At 28.0% G+C, this 18,701-nt stretch carries 16 protein-coding genes and 2 riboswitches; of the genes, 4 read left to right on the forward strand and 12 right to left on the reverse strand.

What is annotated here, in order from left to right; genetic code table 11:
• The first annotated feature begins 33 nt into the window (after window positions 1–33).
• Window positions 34–93, forward strand: a riboswitch (Fluoride riboswitch).
• Between the two features lie 39 nt (window positions 94–132).
• Entirely contained in the window at window positions 133–1,335 is a 1,203-nt protein-coding gene (locus tag Q0V67_RS03690) for a cation:proton antiporter (RefSeq protein ID WP_297597175.1), read from the forward strand.
• Between the two features lie 76 nt (window positions 1,336–1,411).
• On the opposite strand, the gene Q0V67_RS03695 is transcribed toward Q0V67_RS03690, so the two are convergent.
• The 3 genes from Q0V67_RS03695 to Q0V67_RS03705 form a co-directional block, all read right to left on the reverse strand.
• Window positions 1,412–2,965 carry a glycine betaine ABC transporter substrate-binding protein gene (locus tag Q0V67_RS03695; RefSeq protein WP_297597176.1) on the reverse strand — a complete coding sequence of 518 codons (1,554 nt, stop codon included), beginning with the start codon at window positions 2,963–2,965 and terminating at the stop codon, window positions 1,412–1,414.
• Complete coding sequence (locus Q0V67_RS03700) at window positions 2,958–4,121, reverse strand: betaine/proline/choline family ABC transporter ATP-binding protein (RefSeq protein WP_297597177.1); 1,164 nt, start codon at window positions 4,119–4,121, stop codon at window positions 2,958–2,960. Before Q0V67_RS03700 ends, Q0V67_RS03695 begins: the two co-directional genes overlap by 8 nt.
• 122 nt (window positions 4,122–4,243) lie before the next feature.
• Window positions 4,244–5,572, reverse strand: a complete 1,329-nt coding sequence (locus Q0V67_RS03705) for an NCS2 family permease (RefSeq protein ID WP_297597178.1) — start codon at window positions 5,570–5,572, stop codon at window positions 4,244–4,246.
• Window positions 5,566–5,663: riboswitch (purine riboswitch) on the reverse strand. It overlaps the preceding gene by 7 nt.
• 346 nt (window positions 5,664–6,009) lie before the next feature.
• Here Q0V67_RS03705 and Q0V67_RS03710 point away from each other — a divergent pair.
• Window positions 6,010–6,423, forward strand: coding sequence for a hypothetical protein (locus Q0V67_RS03710; protein ID WP_297597179.1), 414 nt, complete (start codon window positions 6,010–6,012; stop codon window positions 6,421–6,423).
• Window positions 6,424–6,511: 88 nt separating this feature from the next.
• On the opposite strand, the gene Q0V67_RS03715 is transcribed toward Q0V67_RS03710, so the two are convergent.
• The 8 genes from Q0V67_RS03715 to Q0V67_RS03750 form a co-directional block, all read right to left on the reverse strand.
• Entirely contained in the window at window positions 6,512–7,909 is a 1,398-nt protein-coding gene (locus tag Q0V67_RS03715; RefSeq protein ID WP_297597180.1) for a BatD family protein, read from the reverse strand.
• Window positions 7,910–7,920: 11 nt separating this feature from the next.
• Entirely contained in the window at window positions 7,921–8,442 is a 522-nt protein-coding gene (locus Q0V67_RS03720; protein ID WP_297597181.1) for a hypothetical protein, read from the reverse strand.
• A complete protein-coding gene (locus Q0V67_RS03725) occupies window positions 8,435–9,397 on the reverse strand; it encodes a VWA domain-containing protein (RefSeq protein WP_297597182.1) in 963 nt (320 codons plus the stop codon). The genes Q0V67_RS03720 and Q0V67_RS03725 overlap by 8 nt, the downstream gene beginning before the upstream one ends.
• Before the next feature lie 11 nt (window positions 9,398–9,408).
• A complete protein-coding gene (locus Q0V67_RS03730) occupies window positions 9,409–10,368 on the reverse strand; it encodes a VWA domain-containing protein (RefSeq protein WP_297597183.1) in 960 nt (319 codons plus the stop codon).
• Window positions 10,361–11,068 (reverse strand): hypothetical protein, encoded by a 708-nt coding sequence (locus Q0V67_RS03735; protein WP_297597185.1) that lies wholly within the window; start codon window positions 11,066–11,068, stop codon window positions 10,361–10,363. The genes Q0V67_RS03730 and Q0V67_RS03735 overlap by 8 nt, the downstream gene beginning before the upstream one ends.
• The gene (locus Q0V67_RS03740) at window positions 11,065–11,895 is read right to left on the reverse strand and encodes a DUF58 domain-containing protein (RefSeq protein ID WP_297597186.1); all 831 of its coding nucleotides are present in this window, start codon (window positions 11,893–11,895) and stop codon (window positions 11,065–11,067) included. Before Q0V67_RS03740 ends, Q0V67_RS03735 begins: the two co-directional genes overlap by 4 nt.
• 9 nt (window positions 11,896–11,904) lie before the next feature.
• Complete coding sequence (locus Q0V67_RS03745) at window positions 11,905–12,834, reverse strand: MoxR family ATPase (RefSeq protein ID WP_297597187.1); 930 nt, start codon at window positions 12,832–12,834, stop codon at window positions 11,905–11,907.
• A 122-nt stretch (window positions 12,835–12,956) separates the two neighbouring features.
• A complete protein-coding gene (locus Q0V67_RS03750; protein ID WP_297597188.1) occupies window positions 12,957–15,314 on the reverse strand; it encodes an EAL domain-containing protein in 2,358 nt (785 codons plus the stop codon).
• Window positions 15,315–15,479: 165 nt separating this feature from the next.
• Between Q0V67_RS03750 and Q0V67_RS03755 the strand changes: the two genes are divergently transcribed.
• Window positions 15,480–16,268, forward strand: a complete 789-nt coding sequence (locus Q0V67_RS03755; protein ID WP_297597189.1) for a Cof-type HAD-IIB family hydrolase — start codon at window positions 15,480–15,482, stop codon at window positions 16,266–16,268.
• Between the two features lie 52 nt (window positions 16,269–16,320).
• Here Q0V67_RS03755 and Q0V67_RS03760 read toward each other — a convergent pair whose 3' ends face one another.
• Window positions 16,321–16,824, reverse strand: coding sequence for a hypothetical protein (locus tag Q0V67_RS03760; protein WP_297597190.1), 504 nt, complete (start codon window positions 16,822–16,824; stop codon window positions 16,321–16,323).
• Between the two features lie 161 nt (window positions 16,825–16,985).
• On the opposite strand from Q0V67_RS03760, the gene Q0V67_RS03765 reads away from it, so the two are divergent.
• Complete coding sequence (locus Q0V67_RS03765) at window positions 16,986–18,680, forward strand: M3 family oligoendopeptidase (protein ID WP_297597192.1); 1,695 nt, start codon at window positions 16,986–16,988, stop codon at window positions 18,678–18,680.
• Window positions 18,681–18,701 lie beyond the last annotated feature (21 nt).

Consider the following 18,701-nt stretch of genomic DNA (forward strand, 5'->3'; position numbering starts at 1 on the left):
ATTTGGATATTGTTATGTTATAATATATATGAAATTAAAATAGGCGATGGAGTTCGCCATTAAATGCACAAAGCTAATGACTCCTACTCATTTTGAGTAGGAGTCATTTTTTGTTTAGGAGGGAGAAAATTTATGTATTTAATTATTACCTTTATTTTTTTATTTTTTTTAACATTTTTTTCTAATTTTATGGGAGTGTTATTTGAAAAAATAAAATTACCATCTTTGATAGGAATGATGATAACTGGATTTATTTTGGGACCATTTGGATTGGATAAAACACCGGATTTAATTTTGAAAATTTCTCCAACATTAAAGGATATTGCTCTTGTAACGGTTTTATTTATAGGAGGACTTGGAATTGGTGTTGAACAAGTAAAAAAAATAGGAAGACCAGCTATTTTACTGAGCATTGTTCCAGCAACACTAGAGGGTTTTACTATAGCTTATTTATCTACAATGTTTTTAAATTTCACATTTACTCAAGGTGCAATTCTTGGATTTATAATAGCAGCTGTAAGCCCTGCAGTACTCATTCCGTCCATGGTTAATTTAATAGAAAAAAATATTGGACAAAAAAAATCAATTCCACAGTTATTATTGGTTGGAGCATCAGCTGATGACACAATAGCAATAACTTTGTTCACTACATTTTTAGCTGTATATTTTCAAAAAATACAGGGAGTTGAAGTCAGTTTTAAGTATCAGCTTATGATTATTCCAATTTCAATTATTTTAAGTATTTCTATCGGATGGATAGCAAGCTTTTTAATTAAAAATTTATATTTAAAAAATAATAAATATGGAAACAAAATATTTTTATCATTTGGTTGTTGTTTATTTTTAAGGTGGATAGAAAATAAATTTCACTTTGAGTTATACAATTCTCTATTGAGTGTGATATCATTTGGATTTTTTATAAGGTTTTATGATTGTGATGGTTATAAAGAGATTCAAAATGGAATGAATAAAATTTGGAGATTTGGAAAGATATATTTGTTTACATTTGTAGGGATGGCTATAAACCCTATTCTAGTTGGGGGATATTTTTTTATTGGCATAACTATTCTTTTTTATTCATTAACAATCAGATCTATTGGAGTTTTATTATCTCTGATAGGAACAGACTTAACATTGAAAGAACGATTGTTTTGTATAATAGCATATCTTCCAAAAGCAACAGTCCAGTCAGCAAAAGCTGGTATACCTTTACAAATGGGTGTTGCAGGAGGCGAGATAATGCAAGCCATAGCTATTTTAAGTGTACTTGTAACAGCTCCGTTAGGGGCTATAGGAATAAATTCAACATATAGAAAGTTATTAGAACATTCGTAAGGACCGTCGCAACATAGAGGAAGATATTTTTCTGGGATATTTTAATAAAAAGTGAGGACTGTTAAGCCCTCACTTTTTACTTCAATATATGTTTTTCTTGTAAAAATTTATCGATAATAACTTCAATAGGTTCAGTTCCATCTATCGCTAATAGGTTTAAATTTTGCATCTCCTCTTCAGTTAAAGAATCGACAAGGGTATCTAATGCTTCTATCACTTGAGGTTCATCATATTCATAACCTTTTCTTAAAGTTATTACAACTTCATAAGGCGGAAAGAATTTCAGATCATCATCTAACAACATCAAATTATGTTTAGCGATGAGTCCATCTGTAGAGTATACAAGAGCAACTTCTATTTTATCTGAAACAAGAGAGTTAATTACAAGTCCCTGATCCATAGATAAAATATTTTTAAATTTTATATTATAAGTTCTTTGAATGCCAATAAGTCCGTCTTCCCTCTCCATAAATTCATGAGGACCACTTAAAGTCATATTTTTAGCATATTTTTTTAAATCACTTATATTTTTAATTCCATATTTTTTAGCAACTTCTGGCTTCATCGCAAATGCATATGTATTTTCAAATCCCATCGGATTTCTGATGTCTAAATTATGATTTGTATTATATTCTTCTTTAATAATATCAAAAACAGTTTTTGCATCAGCTTTTTCTTTTTTTCCTAAATAAGCAGCATAGGCTACTCCAGTATATTCCGGATAAACATCAATATCTCCATTTTTTATAGCTTCAAATATAACTGTTCCTGTTCCAAGTTCAACAATTTTTGCTCTATATGGAGTTTTAGATTCTATAATTTTAGCCATCATAATTCCTAAAATTCTTTGTTCATTGTAATTTTTATGTCCAACGATAATAGTAGGAATATTTTTTTCGACACTATTTTTATAAACTCTATATCCTGAACTTAATAATATCAATACTAAAACACACTTTAATATAACAACATTTTTCTTTTTTTCTTTAGGATTTGCCAACATTCCAGTTGGAGTTAAAGCTTTTTCAAAAACACCCAAGATATAATTTACAACAAATGCTAGCATTGCAGTAGGGATGGCACCTGTTAATACTAAATTATTATTACTTGTTGAAATTCCTCTAAAAATAAGTTCTCCTAATCCGCCAGCTCCAATAAGGGCTGCTATTGTAGCAGTTCCAATAGTAGCAACGGCAGAAATTCTTATCCCACCCATTATGACAGCAACAGCTATCGGTAATTTTATTTTTAATAGAACTTGAAAATTAGTCATACCCATTCCAATTGCAGCCTGAATTATAGAATTATCGACACCTTTTATTCCAATATAAGTATTTGTTATAATAGGAAGTAGAGAATATAGGAACAAAACAAATACTGCAGGGGTTATTCCGATTCCTAAAACTGGAATAATTAACCCGAATAAAGCTAAACTTGGAACAGTTTGAAAAATTCCAGCTATTGTTAAAACTACTTTTGAAAGTTTTTCATTTTTTATAATAATGATTCCTAAAGGAACACCGACTAAAATTGCTAGTGAAACAGCTAATCCAGTTATTTCTATATGTTGAAATAATGCCAGTTTAACTTCCGGAAGTTTTTCTATAAAATACCTAATAAAACTATTCATAAACTACCCCCTCACTATCATCAAATGTTGTAGGAGCAATTTTACTTATTGCATTGACAAGTCCCAGATTAGTTATAACTCCAGTTAAATGATTATTGTTGTCTACAACGGGAATAACTTTAGCATTTATACTTGACATTTTATTTAAAACATCCAGTAGATTACTATCTTTATCTATCGTTAAAAAATCCTTATCCATAACATCTCGGACACGTGACAATCCATTTTCCATAGCATATATTAAATTTTTTCTAAAGATAATGCCTAGAGGTTCTAAATGTTTTCCTCCCTCTACTTCTGTTACTATTAAAAAATCTATATCATGAGTTTTTAATAGGTTGAAAGCTCTTGATATATTACTTCTTTTTTCAATAGTCCAATATTGTTTTGACATTATATCTGAAACTAAAAGTTTTCCTGGAGTTTTCCAGATTCGGTCCTTACCTATAAATTGTTCTATATACTCTGAAGCTGGATCTTTTAAAATTGCATCAGGAGTATCAAATTGTAAAATTTCACCATCTTTTAAAAATGCAATTCGCTCGCCCAATTTAATAGCTTCATCCATATCATGGGTAACAAAAATAATTGTTTTACCAAGTTCCTTTTGTAGTTTTAAAACTTCATCTTGAATATTTTCTCTTGTAATTGGATCTAGCGCTGAAAATGGTTCGTCCATAAGTATGATATCTGGATTTACGGCCAATGCTCTAGCAATTCCAACTCTTTGTTTTTGTCCCCCAGAAACTTCATGGGGATATTTATTATAGTATATTTCAGGATCAAGATTTAAAAGCGAAAGTAGTTCATAACTTCTAATCTTCCTTTTCTCTTCATTCCATTTTAGCAATTTTGGAACGATTTCAATATTTTCTCCAATCGTCATATGTGGCATAAGCCCCTCTTTTTGTATAACATACCCAATTCTTCTTCTTAAGGTTATAGGATTGACCTTACTTATATCCTCTCCATCAATTATCACATTTCCTTGTGTCGGATCTATAAGGCGATTCACTAATTTCATGGTGGTTGTTTTTCCGCATCCTGACTCTCCTATTAAAACGACGAATTCCCCTGTTTTTACTTTAAAATCTATATTTTTTAATATAAGTGTTCTCTTATCATAAGATTTTGATACATTTCTAAACTCTATCATTCTTATATCCTCCCAGTATAAATTTTTATAAAATAAAAGCAACTAAAACTTTATACCAAGAGAACCTACTTTTTCCTTTTTTATTTAAAAAAAAAGAGAAATCTTTTAAGATTTCTCAAAGTTTATAAAAGAATAAAATATCCCAGTAGTGGTAGTGTTAAAATTAATACAGGCAAATTAAGTTCTCGATACCTTTTAGTCAAAATTTTTATAATTACATGAGAAATAATACCCATGCTCATACCTGTTGCCATATTATCAGTAAATACAGTAAACATTATAGTTATTACAGCCGGAACAAACTCAGTCATATCCTCCATATCTATAAATTTTATACTTGTCATCATTAAAATACCTATAAAAATTAATGCTGGTGCTGTTGCGGCTGAAGGAATTACATAGACAATCGGTGTTAAAAAAATAGTAAATATAAAGCAAACTCCCGTTGAAATTGCAGTTAATCCTGTTCTTCCTCCCTCTTCAACTCCAGCAGCTGATTCCAAGAATGTTGTTATAGTTGTTGATCCAAATAATGCTCCAACAATTGTAGCTATTGAATCCACTAAAAATGGCTTATCCACTTCTGGTAAATTTCCATTTTCATCCAAAAGTCCAGCTTGAGCAGAGACTCCTAAAAGAGTTCCTAGAGTACAAAAGAAATCTCCTACAAAAAATGTAAAAACCAACGGTAGAAAACTAAATTTTAAAGCGTCCATAATATTTAGTTTAAAAAATATTGGCTCAATTGATGGTGGTAATGAAAAAAATGATTCTGGGATTTGAGTAATCCCAAAAGGAACTCCTAAAAGAGTTGTAACAATAATTCCAATCAGTACCCCACCCTTAACTTTGTTCAAAACAAGAGTTATTGTTACAAAAAGTCCGATTAAAGATAATATTGTATGTGGATTAGATATACTCCCCATTGAAATTGTTCCACTGTTAATTACCATTATTTGTCCATTTTTAAAACCTACCATAGCTATAAAAAAACCAACTGCCACACCTATAGCAAATTTCAGATTTTTTGGAATAGCTTCAACAATTAGACCTCTTAAACCAAAGATAGTCAATAGTAGAAATCCAACTCCAGAGAGAAAGACCATCCCCATAGCGGTTTGCCAGTCAACAACTCCTCCTGCAACCAAAGTATAAGCGAAAAATGCGTTTCCTCCCATAGCTGGTGCCATAGCGAAAGGCCTATTTGTGTAAAGTCCCATCACTATAGAAAATAGAGCTGATAAAATAGCAGTTACAATAGTCACTGCTTTAACATCCATTCCTGCAGAGCTCATAAACAAAGGTTGAACAATAAGGATATATGCCATTGTCATAAATGTTGTAACCCCTGCTGTAATTTCTGTAGATACGGTTGTGTTGTAATAGCTAAGTTTGAAATAAGAATCAATAGCACTTAGCATACTATTACTCTTTGTTTTTATGTTTTCCATTTACTCCTCCTAATAATAAACCATTTACGGTGGTTTGTAGAAACTCCTGACCATATTTCAAGACTATATCAGTAAAAAAAATTTTACAGGGTATTGTACTATACTTCACAAACTTTGTCAATTTATATTCAACTTTGTCAATTTAGGTTTAACTTTAGATAATAAAGCTCTGTAAAAGTAAATATAGAAATATAAAATATTGTATGATATAAAGCGTTATATATAGATAACAAATCTTTATAGTATAATTACAGATATATAAAAATAATTATATTGTTACAAAACAAAACTTATATAACTGCGTATAATAACTCTTATCTGAAGTTTTATTATCTTGATATAATTATTATTTTAAGTATATAAGTAATGATTGTAACTTCTTATTTAGTATGAGATAATATAAAAATGTAACAATAAAAATAAATGGAGGTAAGTATATGTATGACTTAAATAGAGATATGTTGACTGAGGTTATTGCTGGATATATTGAATTAGCAAAGCAGATGAAGGGTGAATTAGTTATTTTAAATAAGATAGATGATGAAGCTGATGAATTTTTAATAACAAATTTAAAGGACTTTAATCTTATAAAAATAAGCGAAGGGGATTTAATAGAGTTAACAATATATGTCGATGATGAAGATGAGATTTATGAAGAATTTGTTGTTGGTGAAGGTCTGGATTATCCCAAATTTCAAAAAAATATTTCTGAAAAATTTCCTAAATATTTCAAAAAAATACCTACTGAAATAAAGTCCGATTCAATAAATTCTAGAAAACAAAAACCATTATTAACGAATAAAGACTCTCAAACTAATCATTTTCAAAAATTCATGAAAAAAAATAAGTAATTTTATAATAAAAGAGCAGCTCCAATATTTCTCAATTTTGGAATTGCTCTTTTATTTTTTATAAAAATTATTTTCTTTAATTAATAATTTATATTTTTTTATGGTTTTTATATTTGTTTCTACCTAATACGAGGTATATTATTATAGCCATTTCTACTAAACATAGAAGTGAAACAATTCCAAAAGCTAATTTATAGATATTTTTAGCGGAAGTTTTCTCTGTTTCAAGAAGTTTTATATTAATTTCTTGTAAATTATTAGTTGATTTTCCAAAAGAAGCAATTTCATTTTTATTTGCCAAATTAACTTTTTCCATATTTTTTTGTATAGGTCTATTATTTGAGTAGGTTTCTGTCTGAAGCTTTTCTCCTGTAACTTTTATTTCTTGTGATAGAATTATCAAATTTTCATATTTTTCTGTTTTAGTATTAAAATACGGAATGACTATTTCTGGAGTTTTTTCAACACCTCCTTTTTTAGGAATAAATGCTACTTCGAAGGTTTTTTCATTATAATAATTTTCACCTTTAATCTCTTCACTATAATTTTTAACACTTTGAAAAATATTAAAATCATTTTGATTTTCAATAGGCAAATTTTCTAATAAAGCTAGATTTCCGCTTCCAGATAGAGTTAGATTTAAAGTGGTAGCTTGTCCAACATTTACCTCTTTATTTTTCCAATTCTCTTTATAGGTAAGAGTTCCCACAATATCTTTAAAATTTTTAGGGGTATCTACAGGAAGCGGCTTAATATTTATTTTTAAATTATCTTCACCAACTAAAGTTGTATTTTCATAGAAAAAATCTCTTGTTGGTTCTCCTACTTTAACTTCACTTGTTATAATATTTTTTTCTCCACTACTATTAGCTTGCAAGATCCCTTTAAATATATTAAGCTCAATCGCTTGTTTTCCTTTATACTCTATTTGATTTTGTACATAACTATTGTTATTATATTTAGTGATATCTTTTACTGAAAAATCTTGAAAATTTGGTGCTTTAACTTGAGAAAAAGAACTAATATTAACAGTGCTTATAAAGTTCTCTTGAAAAGGGATTTTTTCACCAAAATAATAACTTTTTTTAGGTATATCCACTTGTAAAGAAAATCTATCTTCCATAACTTTATCTAGCTGCTTATTTTCTCTTACATCTATCAAGAGAGCTTTTTCACTGCCTTTTTCAGTGATAACTTTTAACGTAAACTCTCCATCTTTCTTTGATTTCAATCTATAAACATCACTTTTTACTGATGTTGTTTTTCCATTAATTACATTATAGCTATTGCTAGAACCTTTGGATAAAACATCAAAATTTTTCAACCCCTCTATTCTATATCTTTCTTTATCTTCATTTACAAATGAAACTTCTAAATTAAAATCTTCATATTTTGTAGGAGATAAATTAGAAGAGTTTAATATTAATTCAGGAAAAGTTAATTTCCAAAGCATTAACATCATTAAAAATAAATTAAATTTTTTCATTCTGCTCTCCTCTACCATCTATTTTCATTATTTTTATTTTCGCTTGTATTTAAAACTCTCTCATTATTTTTAAAAGCTTGTTTTTCGTTTCCTTCAAGTCTTTGCAGAATACTTCGCAACTCTTCTTCTTTTTGCTTCATAGTTTTCTCCTCTGGAGTTAACTCTTTTGGAGTATTTTCTTTATTTTGTTCATTATTTTGCGTATCACTTTTCTTATTGCTATTTTGTGAGTCATTTTTATCTTCATTATTTTGTTCGTTGTTTTGTTGATCTTTTTGCTGATTTTGTTTTTTTTCTTCAACTTTATTTTTAACAATTTCAAAATTCTTTTTTATATTTATATCTCGATTGGTATCCATAGCTAATTTATACTCTTCTAAAGCTTCTTTAATTTTGTTTTCTTTTATTAGTGAGTTCCCATTCATAAATTTTAAATATCCAGGTTCTTCAATTACCTTATCTTTTTTTAATCTCATAACTCCAAATACAATTAAAGCTATTCCTAGAAGAAGAACTAATATTTTTTTAAACATATTCCCCCTCCTTCTCTTTTCTTCTTAAAAAATAACCAATAAGTATTAATAAAAGTCCTATTTCTAGTGGATATTGATAGTATTGTTCATAAATGTTTAGTTTTTCATCTCTTTGAGAAGTTTTATCTAATTTACCAATATCAGCGATTAATTTTTGATAATTACCTGTATTTAAATTATTTAAAGAATAGTATTGTCCACCACTTTCTTTAGCTAACTCTTTTAAAAAATCATCATTTAATTTAGATACAACGATATTTCCACTGTTATCTTTTACAAATCCATTATCTAGTGGAATTACGCTTCCTTCATCAGTTCCAACTCCAAAGATAAAAGTCTTAATATGATTATCTTTAACATACTTTAAAATTTTAGAATTTCTATCTCCACCATCTGAAAAAATAATAATATTTTTATCTTTTGTATCTGCCTTTTCAAAAGAGTTATTTGCTAATTTTAAAGCTTCTAAAAGTTCTGTTCCTCCACCTGAAATAAGCTTACTATCTATCACATCAATATAATTTATTGCCATAAAATAATCATCTGTTAAAGGTATTTGAACATATGCACTATCCGAAAATGGAATAATTCCAACTCTATCTCCCTTAAGATTATTTAAAATCTCTTTTAACTCTTTTTTACTTATTTCCAATCTATTTGGATAAGTATCTTCAGCTAACATAGATTTAGATATATCCATTAGAACATAAATGTCACTTCCTTGAACCTCTATTTTCTCCTCCTCTTTTAACTTTTGCGGTGAAAGCAGTGCTATAAATACTAAAATTCCACCTAGAGAAAGAAAAAGTGTTTTAATAACCATAATCATGGTATCCTGTTTCCAACCCATTTTCTCCAATATATTCTCTCTTTTTCTTACTCCTAATATTAAAAATAAAATAATTAAAATAGGGAAAACTATAAATTTAATACTAGCTGTATTTCCAAACTCCATAACTATCCCTCCTAAGGTATTCTTATATATTTAAAATATTCGAAAAATACACCTAATAATAATAAAATTAAGGCAATTTTTAATAATTCCTCAAAATATTCTGTGATGTCATAGATACTTCGACTATCTATCTTACTTTTTTCTAAATTATTTATTTCGTTAAAAATATTTTGAAACTCTTTAGAATCACTAGCTCTAAAATATTTTCCATTTGTTTTTTCTGCAATAAGATTTAAAAGATTTTCATCAAGTTCTTTATTTTCAATATATGAAGTTCCAAAAAATCCTGGAATTGCAATCTCTTTAGCTCCAATTCCAATAGTATAAACTTTTATTCCTAACTCTTTAGCTATTTTAGCAGCTCCTATAGGGCTCATTTCACCAGAGTTATTTTCACCATCTGTCATTAATATGATAACTTTAGATTTTGAATCAGAGTCCTTTAATCTATTTAATGCTACTCCTAATCCCATACCAATAGCAGTTCTATTGTTACTTGTTATATCATCAGTTGTTATATTTGAAATCATATTTTTTAATACACTGTGGTCAAATGTTAATGGAACCTTTGTGTATGCCTCTCCTCCAAACACAACTAGAGATAATCTATCATTTGGTCTTTTATCAATAAATTCTTTTAATAACTCTTTAGATTTTTCTAGTCTATTGGGATTAAAATCTCTAGCTTCCATAGATTTAGAAAGATCTAAAGCTATAGCTATATCTACACCATCTTTTTTTACAACTTTACCCTCTTTTGTAAATTGAGGACGAGCCAAAGCTAAAATCATAAATATAGTAGATAGATATATAAAAAATCGTCCTAATAGATGTTTTTTGCTTCCTTTTGAATATTTTTTAATAATTTGTATTCCTGGAACCTTAATAGCACCTTGAGATCTTTTTCTAAAAAAAAGATAGGTAACTATAGGAATCAGTATCAATATATATGGCATCTTAAAGTTATACACTGTTCTTTTTCTCCCTTCTTAATCTCTCTACTATGTCAAAGGCTTTCTTTTTATATTCTAAATAATCACCATCTCTATTAGGTCCAAATTTTAAATAATCCATACTTTTAATAAAGTCAGTATCTTTTTCTGTTATAGGATAAATAGCTTTGTATTCTCCACCTAAAAAATTAGTTCCATACATACCATCTATATACCTCCGTAATTCTAAACTAATTTTCTCCTTCCAATTAGATCCATTAACTTTAGACATCTCTTTTTTCAATATAATATACGGATCTTTAGCTCTATCTACTAAATGCATAAAAAATGCTGTTATAACTGCAATTATTCCTGCTATAGTTGCTAAAATTCCCATATGTGGATAATCAGTTTCTATATATGTATTATTTGGATTTGAAAGAGCTTCGTAAATATCTTTTTCAGAAGGTTCTATTGTTGAAACTACATCTATTTTTAGTTTTTTATTTCCGATTTTAATTTCATTTTCACCAACTTTATATATAGTAAATGTTACAACATAAGAGCCATCTTTATCCTTTTCTAAGGATGATATTTTATAACCTTCTAAAGCTTTCTCAATTTCACTTTCATTGATAGCACCCTCTATTTTTAGAGTTATTTTATCACCAATATTATATTCTTTGCTAAAAGATAGTAGAGAAAGTAAAAGAAAAATCCCAATAGTTATTTTTTTCATCGCACTCTCCCTCTATTAAAAAATTTTGAAATCTCTTTTACATAATCCTCTCCAACATATAAATTTATTCCATTAGAAATATTATTTATATTTATATCACTACTATTCTCTTTATAATTTTCAACAACTATTTGTTCACCAGTTTCAGCATCTTCTAAAGTGAAAATAGCTCCAATTGGAAGTGATTCATATTTTTTATCGCCAATTCTTACCGGTATAATTTCATGTCGCTGAGATAGGATTTTCAATTCTTTTTCATAGTTAACATCTAAAAAGTCTGATATTAGAAAGATAACGGATCTTCTTTTGAAAACTTTTCCAAAGTATCTTAAAGCCGTAGCAATATCTGTTTTATCTCCTTTAGGATTAATCGTCAATAGGTTTTCAATTATAGATAGCGTATGTTTTTTCCCTTTTTTTAAAGGGATAACTCTCTCAATTTGATTAGAAAAAAACAGTGCTCCGACTCTATCACTATTTTTGTTAGCACTAAATGCTAAACTTCCAACTAATTCTGTTATAAGATCTAACTTTGCTTTAAATCTATTAGATGCTGATATGTCAACTAGCAAAAAAATAGAAAGTTCTCTTTCCTCTACAAACTCTTTAACATATGCTTTCCTTTGTTTAGCAGTAACTTTCCAATCTATTTTTTTCACATCATCTCCTGGAGCATATCTTCTAATATCAGAGAACTCCATTCCATTTCCTTTTAAACAAGATTGATACTGTCCTGCAAAAATATTGTCAGATAAAATAGTAGCTTTTATTTCAATACTCTTTATCTTTTTTAAAAGTTCCTTTTTACTCTCTAATCTATTATCCATAGTCTCTCCTTATGGTAAAACAACTGTTTTTAGTATATCATCTATTATATCTACTACCTTTTTGTCCTCTGCTTCAGATTCATATGTTAAAATAAGTCTGTGACGTAAAACATCATAAATAACTTTTCTTATATCTTGTGGCATTACAAAATCTCTTCCATCTAAAAATGCAGCAGCTTTAGATGCTATGACCAAACTTATACTAGCTCTAGGTGAAGCTCCACAAGCAATATAATCGGAATGTTCTCTAGTTTTAAATACAATATCTAAAATATATTTTTTTAACTTTTGATCTATAACAACTTTTTTAATTATTTCTTTTATCTCTTCCAAATCTTGTAGAGATATAATTGTATTTATTCGAATATCTGAAAATTCTTTTTCACCTGTTAGTAAATCAAGCATTTCCATCTCCTCTTCATATGTTGGGTACTCTATTTTTACTTTCATTAAAAATCTATCTTGCTGAGCCTCTGGTAGTGGATATGTCCCATCTTGCTCTATCGGGTTTTGAGTTGCTAAAACTATAAACGGTTTATCTAGTTTAAATGTTTCACTAGCAATTGTAACTTGTTTCTCTTGCATAGCTTCTAAAAGAGCAGATTGAACTTTTGCAGGAGCTCTATTTATTTCATCAGCTAGAACTATATTGGCAAATATAGGTCCTTTTTTTACACTGAAATCTCCAGTTTTTTCATTATATATCTCTGTTCCTACAATATCGCTCGGTAACAAATCTGGAGTAAATTGAATTCTTGAAAAACTTAATCCCAAAGTCTCTGCTATTGTAGAGACTGTTAGTGATTTTGCTAACCCAGGAAGACCCTCCAATAGAATATGGTTTCCTGTTAAAATTCCAATAAGAATTTTCTCAACCATATCATTTTGTCCAATTACCTTTTTAGAAATCTCTTTTTTTAAAGTATTAATTCTTTCCATACTTTCCTCCTAAGTTTTATTTAACATAATAAATCATTATACGGCGTTTTTGTTAAAATCCCTAAATTTTTTGATAAAAAAAGAAGAGAAAAAGTTTTATCCTTTTACTCTTCGATCTATTATTATAATATAGTTTCCTCTAGAATATGTTTTGGTAAAGGTCTAGAAAATAAATACCCTTGAATTAGATCTACTTTCATCTCTTTTAACAACTCTAAATCCTCAACTGTTTCAACCCCCTCAGCAATAACTTTTAAATTTAAAGCATGGGCTGTATCGATACATAATTTTACTAAAGTTCTATATTCTTCACTGTCTTTCATTCCCCAAATAAAATTTTTATCAATTTTTATATTAGAAAGCGGTATTTTTACAAGATAACTAAATGAAGAATATCCAGTTCCAAAATCATCTAGCGATATTTTAATTCCAATATCTTTTAGTTCTTTAATTTTTAAGATATTTTCACCTATATTTTGTAATAATACTGTTTCTGTAATCTCGATTCCAACATTATTTGGTTCTACACCTGTTTCAAATATTATTTTTTTAATAGTTCTAACAAAATTATGCTTCATTATTTGAACTGCAGATATATTGACAGAAACAATTATTTTATTTTCTCTATTTTCATTGATTTTTTTAGCAAAAGAAAATGCAGTTTTTATTATAAATTTACCTATTTCATCTATCAAAGTAGATTTTTCCATAATATTTATAATATCCACTATCGGCACTTTTCTATACTTATCATTGTTCCATCTCAACAATGCTTCTAATCCCACAAGTCCCTTATCACATGTATACTGTGGTTGATAATATAGTTCAAGTTCCTCTTTCTCTAAAGCATTTCTTAAATCCTGATTAATTTCTTCATCCAAACACCTTTTTTTATCTAAATCTGAATTGTAGAATATATATTGATTTTTACCTTGATCTTTCGCTTTGTAAAGTGCTAAATCTCCCTTAGTTAAAAATGAATCAGTACCTTCTTCACCTATATTACCAGTAACTATACCTATACTAGCAGATATTTTATTATATTTACCTTTATTCCCATTTCCTGTTAAAAGATTTAAAATTTTATCAGCTACCTCTATAATTTTTTCACTAGACATTTCACCTTTCCAAACAATAACGAATTCATCTCCACCTATTCTAGATACAAATCCATTTTTACAAACTTCTTGTAACTCTTTTGCAAAAGTTATCAATACTTTATCTCCATACAGGTGTCCAAAATTATCATTTAAATATTTAAAATTATCTAAATCCATAAACATAATTGTAGCATCCAAATTATTACACGATAGTTCAAGATCTATATAATTATATAATCCTCTTCTATTGGCTAATCCTGTTAATGAATCTGTATATGCCATTTTTCTTATTTTAGCCTCTTGACTCTTCATATCTGTAATATCTCTCATTGTACAAACAATTCCTATAACTTCTCCTGAAATATCTATTATTGGAGATTTATGAACTTCTAGTGCTTTTTCTCCATCATTTGTCAAAATTGTTTTTACAAGATGAATATTTTTTTTACTAAAAATAACCTCATTATCCTCTGCTATGATATTTTCTATATGATCTTCTCCTAAAAAATAATCCTCTTTGACATCGAAAGAAGATAGAGGTGTTACGTCCATTAATTTAAAAAATGTGCTATTACTTTTAATAATAAACCCCTCTCTATTTTTAGTAAAAACTGCAAACGGCATATTTTCTAACATTATATCAAATTTCACATCTTTATTTTTTAAATCTGTTATATCTTTAGCTATTCCCATAGTTCCAATGACAGAGTTATCTTCCCCAACTACTGGTACTTTATAAATATTAAAATGCTTGTAACCTTTTTTCCCAGGGATAACCTCATCAAAAATAATCTGCTTTCTTTCGTTCATAACCTGAAGATCATATAATCTACAGTTTTCACCTATCATTCCATCCCAAACGAAATGATCTCCTCTTCCTCTAATAGTTTCAATATCTTTTCCACAATGTTCTTTAAATTCATTATTTACAATCATGTACTCACTATCTTTATTTTTAAACCATGCCATGTAGGGTATATTATCTAAAAGAGTAAAAAATTTGCGTTTATTTTCATCCGCTTCACTTTTAGCTACTATAGTTTCCCTTAGTTTTTCCAATGTTAATCGGATTTCTTTCAGAGAGTAGGGTTTTAAAAAAAAGTTAACAGCCCCTTTTTTTATATAGTCTGAAGGTCTCTCCTCTTTTAATATATCAACAGATATTATTAATTTTTCAAGAGAAGATTTAAAATATTCAAAAAGATATTCATTATATGTATCAAAAATTATAAAATCAAAATCTTCTAAATTAACTTTAAGATAATCTGAAAAATTTATAAATTCAAAATGATACTCCTTTAAAAGTAGCACTCCTAATTCTTTTAAATTTTGTGTGGTTATTTCCTTTTCTTGTAAAATCAAAATTTTTAGTTTTTTCATCTATATTTCCTTTTTCTATTTAATATATTAATATTTTAACATATTTTTCAATCATTTGAAAGATTTATGAATTTTTTATTCTAAAATATAACGTTGAATTTATATCAAGTTAATAATATAATACTCTTAGTGCTTTTTATGTGAATTTAATATGAGGAGGGGTATATGTATAAATTAGTCATCTCAGATTTAGATGGAACTCTTGTTGATAGCAATAAGAATCTTTCTGATTATACAAAAAAAACTATTAGTAAACTTAAAGAAAATGGGGTATATTTTGTAATTGCGACAGGTAGAAATTATAGAGGAGCTAAAAAAATAGCGGATAGTTTGGGATTAGATTCTGAAATTATTTGTAATAATGGTTCAACAATATATAATAACCAAGGTGAATTAATATTTCAAAAAACTATTTCCAATACAACAGCTAAACAAATATTTAGAGAAATAGAGAATACTGAAAGTATTTTTTTTGCTAGCTCTGGAAATAATATTTATATACAGAAAGGAAAAGTCGAGGAAGCATCTCTATTTCTTTTATCTCCTCCTGAAAATCCGATAGAAATAACTCTAGAAAATGTAGAACATTACAATTTTGAAAAAATTGTAATAATCAATCATAATAATGATATCTTAAAAAAATTATCAGAAAATTTCAATAAAACAGATGATATTAACGCTTTCATTTCACAGGACTGTTATCTAGATATTGTCCACTACCAAACATCTAAAGGGATTGCTTTAAAATTTTTAGCAAAATTAAAAAATATTGATTTAAAACATACTCTTGCTTTCGGGGATGCTTTTAATGATTATGATATGCTTAAATTTGCAGGAAAAGGACTTGTTATGGCCAACGGATTTGAAGAGCTAAAAAATGAATTTGAAACATTAAAGTTAAGTAATGACGATAGCGGTGTGGCAAACTATCTTTCAACAATTTTTGAACTTTAAAAAAACAAACACTTGAATATAACAGATTCAAGTGTTTGTTTTTTATAATAGATTAAAAGAAATTATACCCTAATGTAAAACTAACTTGCTTTAAATCATCATTACCTCTTCTATCACCATCAATTTTAGTAACTGAATATAAAACCTCTCCTTGTAAAGAGAAGATATCCATACCAACTCCTGCTCCATAGAAATAATCACCATCTGGATTTGATCTAGAAACATTATCACGAGTATATAATACCTTTCCAACTTTTCCTACTAAATAGGGTTTTATAGCAATCGGAAACAGATTTACCTTTACCAATCCATAGGCAGGAATTGTTTCTATATCTGTTCCTGAAGTTTTTCCATTATAAGCGATTCCAACTCCAACATCTGCCAGAAGCAATGTCTGAGTTAATTCTAAACTTACTGTGGGTGCATAATTTTCAAATGTTTTTTCCTCTTTATTATAAGAACTTGCATTTGTTATTGCTCCAAATCTAGCATGTGCATCTAATGCAAATACTGAACTTGCTCCTAATAAAAATAATCCTAAAATTTCTTTCTTCATTTTGTTCTCCTTTATTTTAAGTATTTACACTATATATTACACTATTTTTAATTAAAGTACCATATTATTTTGCATGAATCTTTGTATTTACAAATAAAAGTTGATGATATCTATTTTTTAAACTATAATAAATATGTATTATTTTAATAAAGGAGGATTTTATGAATTTTTCAGATTATATTTATATAAGACCGGACTACAACAAAATAAAAATTAATTTTCTAAATTTTATTCAAAAAATCAATGAATCAAAAAACTTAAGCGAACAATTAGAGATTATAAAAGACATCAATAAAATTAGAAACTCTATTGATACCATGTCAAATTTATCTCATATAAGACATACAATAGATACTGAGGATTCTTTTTACAATGAAGAAAAAGCTTACTGGGATGATATTGCCCCGTTGTTCCATGAACTGGATACATTGTTTTATAAAGCTTTAATCTCTCACCCTAATAAAAATCAAATAAAAGATGTCTTAGGAAATCAATTTTTCAAACTTATAGAAAATAGTTTGAAATCATTTTCATCTGATATTATCGAAGATTTACAGGAGGAAAATAAAGAAGTTTCAAAATATGTTAAACTTCTAGCTTCAGCTAAAATTTTATTTGAAGGCGAAGAAAGAAACCTTTCTGGAATGACCCCATTTATCTTATCGCAAAATAGAGATATTAGAAAAAACGCTCAAGAAGCTAAATATTCATTTTTCAAAAAAAATGAATCTAATTTTGATGAAATTTTTAATAATTTAGTTATAATTAGAGATCGTATCGCGAAAAAACTAGGTTTTAATAATTTTATAGAATTAGGGTATATTCGGATGAATCGTATAGATTATTCAAGTGATATGGTCGCTAACTTCAGAAAGCAAGTTATAGAAGAGATTGTTCCAGTAGCAACCTCCCTTTATAAAAAACAAGCTAGAAGACTTAACCTAGATTCTCTTAGTTACTACGATGAAAAATTTGAATTTAATACTGGAAATGCTATTCCTAAAGGAGATACAAATTGGATTATTGAGCAAGGGAAACAAATGTATCATGAGATGTCTCCAGAGACATCTGAATTTATAGATTACATGATCGAACATAATCTTATGGATTTAACTACTAAAAAAGGTAAAGCCGGTGGAGGATATTGCACTTTTATTGCTGATTATAAGTCTCCATTTATTTTTTCAAATTTTAATGGTACAAGTGGAGATATAGATGTTCTCACTCATGAAGCTGGACATGCATTTCAAGTATATAGATCAAAGTGGATTGAAACTCCAGAACTATTGTGGGCTACTTACGAAAGTTCTGAAATTCATTCTATGAGTATGGAATTTTTTACTTGGGATTGGATGAAAAATTTCTTTAAAGAGGATACAGAAAAATATTTTTATACTCATCTGGGTGGGGCTATTAAATTCATCCCATACGGCTCTCTTGTTGATGAATTTCAACATGAAATCTATAAAAATCCTACTTTGACTCCAAATGAAAGAAAAACTATTTGGAGAGATTTAGAAAAATTATATAAACCTCATTCTGATTATTCTGAAAATTTATTTCTTGAAAATGGAGGATGGTGGATTCAGCAAGCTCATATTTTTGAAGTTCCTTTTTATTATATTGATTATGCTTTAGCTCAAGTCTGTGCATTACAATTCTGGAAACATATGAAGGTTAACAGACAAGAAGCTTGGACTGATTATATCAATCTATGCAATATAGGTGGAACTAAATCATTTTTGGATCTCTTAAAACACGCAAATTTAGTGTCACCTTTTGAGAATAATTGTATCAAAAATATATTGAAGCCTGTAAGAGAATATCTAGAGAATATCAATGATAAATCTTTGTAATTTTTCATATTATTTTTTAAT

Source organism: uncultured Cetobacterium sp. (assembly GCF_947072685.1).
GTDB lineage: Bacteria > Fusobacteriota > Fusobacteriia > Fusobacteriales > Fusobacteriaceae > Cetobacterium_A.

Bases quoted from the DNA above. Each gene is read 5' to 3' on its own strand.
- Q0V67_RS03690 (WP_297597175.1), top strand. From the start codon at position 133: ATGTATTTAATTATTACCTTTATTTTTTTATTTTTTTTAACATTTTTT.
- Q0V67_RS03695 (WP_297597176.1), bottom strand. From the start codon at position 2,965: ATGAATAGTTTTATTAGGTATTTTATAGAAAAACTTCCGGAAGTTAAA.
- Q0V67_RS03700 (WP_297597177.1), bottom strand. From the start codon at position 4,121: ATGATAGAGTTTAGAAATGTATCAAAATCTTATGATAAGAGAACACTT.
- Q0V67_RS03705 (WP_297597178.1), bottom strand. From the start codon at position 5,572: ATGGAAAACATAAAAACAAAGAGTAATAGTATGCTAAGTGCTATTGAT.
- Q0V67_RS03710 (WP_297597179.1), top strand. From the start codon at position 6,010: ATGTATGACTTAAATAGAGATATGTTGACTGAGGTTATTGCTGGATAT.
- Q0V67_RS03715 (WP_297597180.1), bottom strand. From the start codon at position 7,909: ATGAAAAAATTTAATTTATTTTTAATGATGTTAATGCTTTGGAAATTA.
- Q0V67_RS03720 (WP_297597181.1), bottom strand. From the start codon at position 8,442: ATGTTTAAAAAAATATTAGTTCTTCTTCTAGGAATAGCTTTAATTGTA.
- Q0V67_RS03725 (WP_297597182.1), bottom strand. From the start codon at position 9,397: ATGGAGTTTGGAAATACAGCTAGTATTAAATTTATAGTTTTCCCTATT.
- Q0V67_RS03735 (WP_297597185.1), bottom strand. From the start codon at position 11,068: ATGAAAAAAATAACTATTGGGATTTTTCTTTTACTTTCTCTACTATCT.
- Q0V67_RS03740 (WP_297597186.1), bottom strand. From the start codon at position 11,895: ATGGATAATAGATTAGAGAGTAAAAAGGAACTTTTAAAAAAGATAAAG.
- Q0V67_RS03745 (WP_297597187.1), bottom strand. From the start codon at position 12,834: ATGGAAAGAATTAATACTTTAAAAAAAGAGATTTCTAAAAAGGTAATT.
- Q0V67_RS03750 (WP_297597188.1), bottom strand. From the start codon at position 15,314: ATGAAAAAACTAAAAATTTTGATTTTACAAGAAAAGGAAATAACCACA.
- Q0V67_RS03755 (WP_297597189.1), top strand. From the start codon at position 15,480: ATGTATAAATTAGTCATCTCAGATTTAGATGGAACTCTTGTTGATAGC.
- Q0V67_RS03760 (WP_297597190.1), bottom strand. From the start codon at position 16,824: ATGAAGAAAGAAATTTTAGGATTATTTTTATTAGGAGCAAGTTCAGTA.
- Q0V67_RS03765 (WP_297597192.1), top strand. From the start codon at position 16,986: ATGAATTTTTCAGATTATATTTATATAAGACCGGACTACAACAAAATA.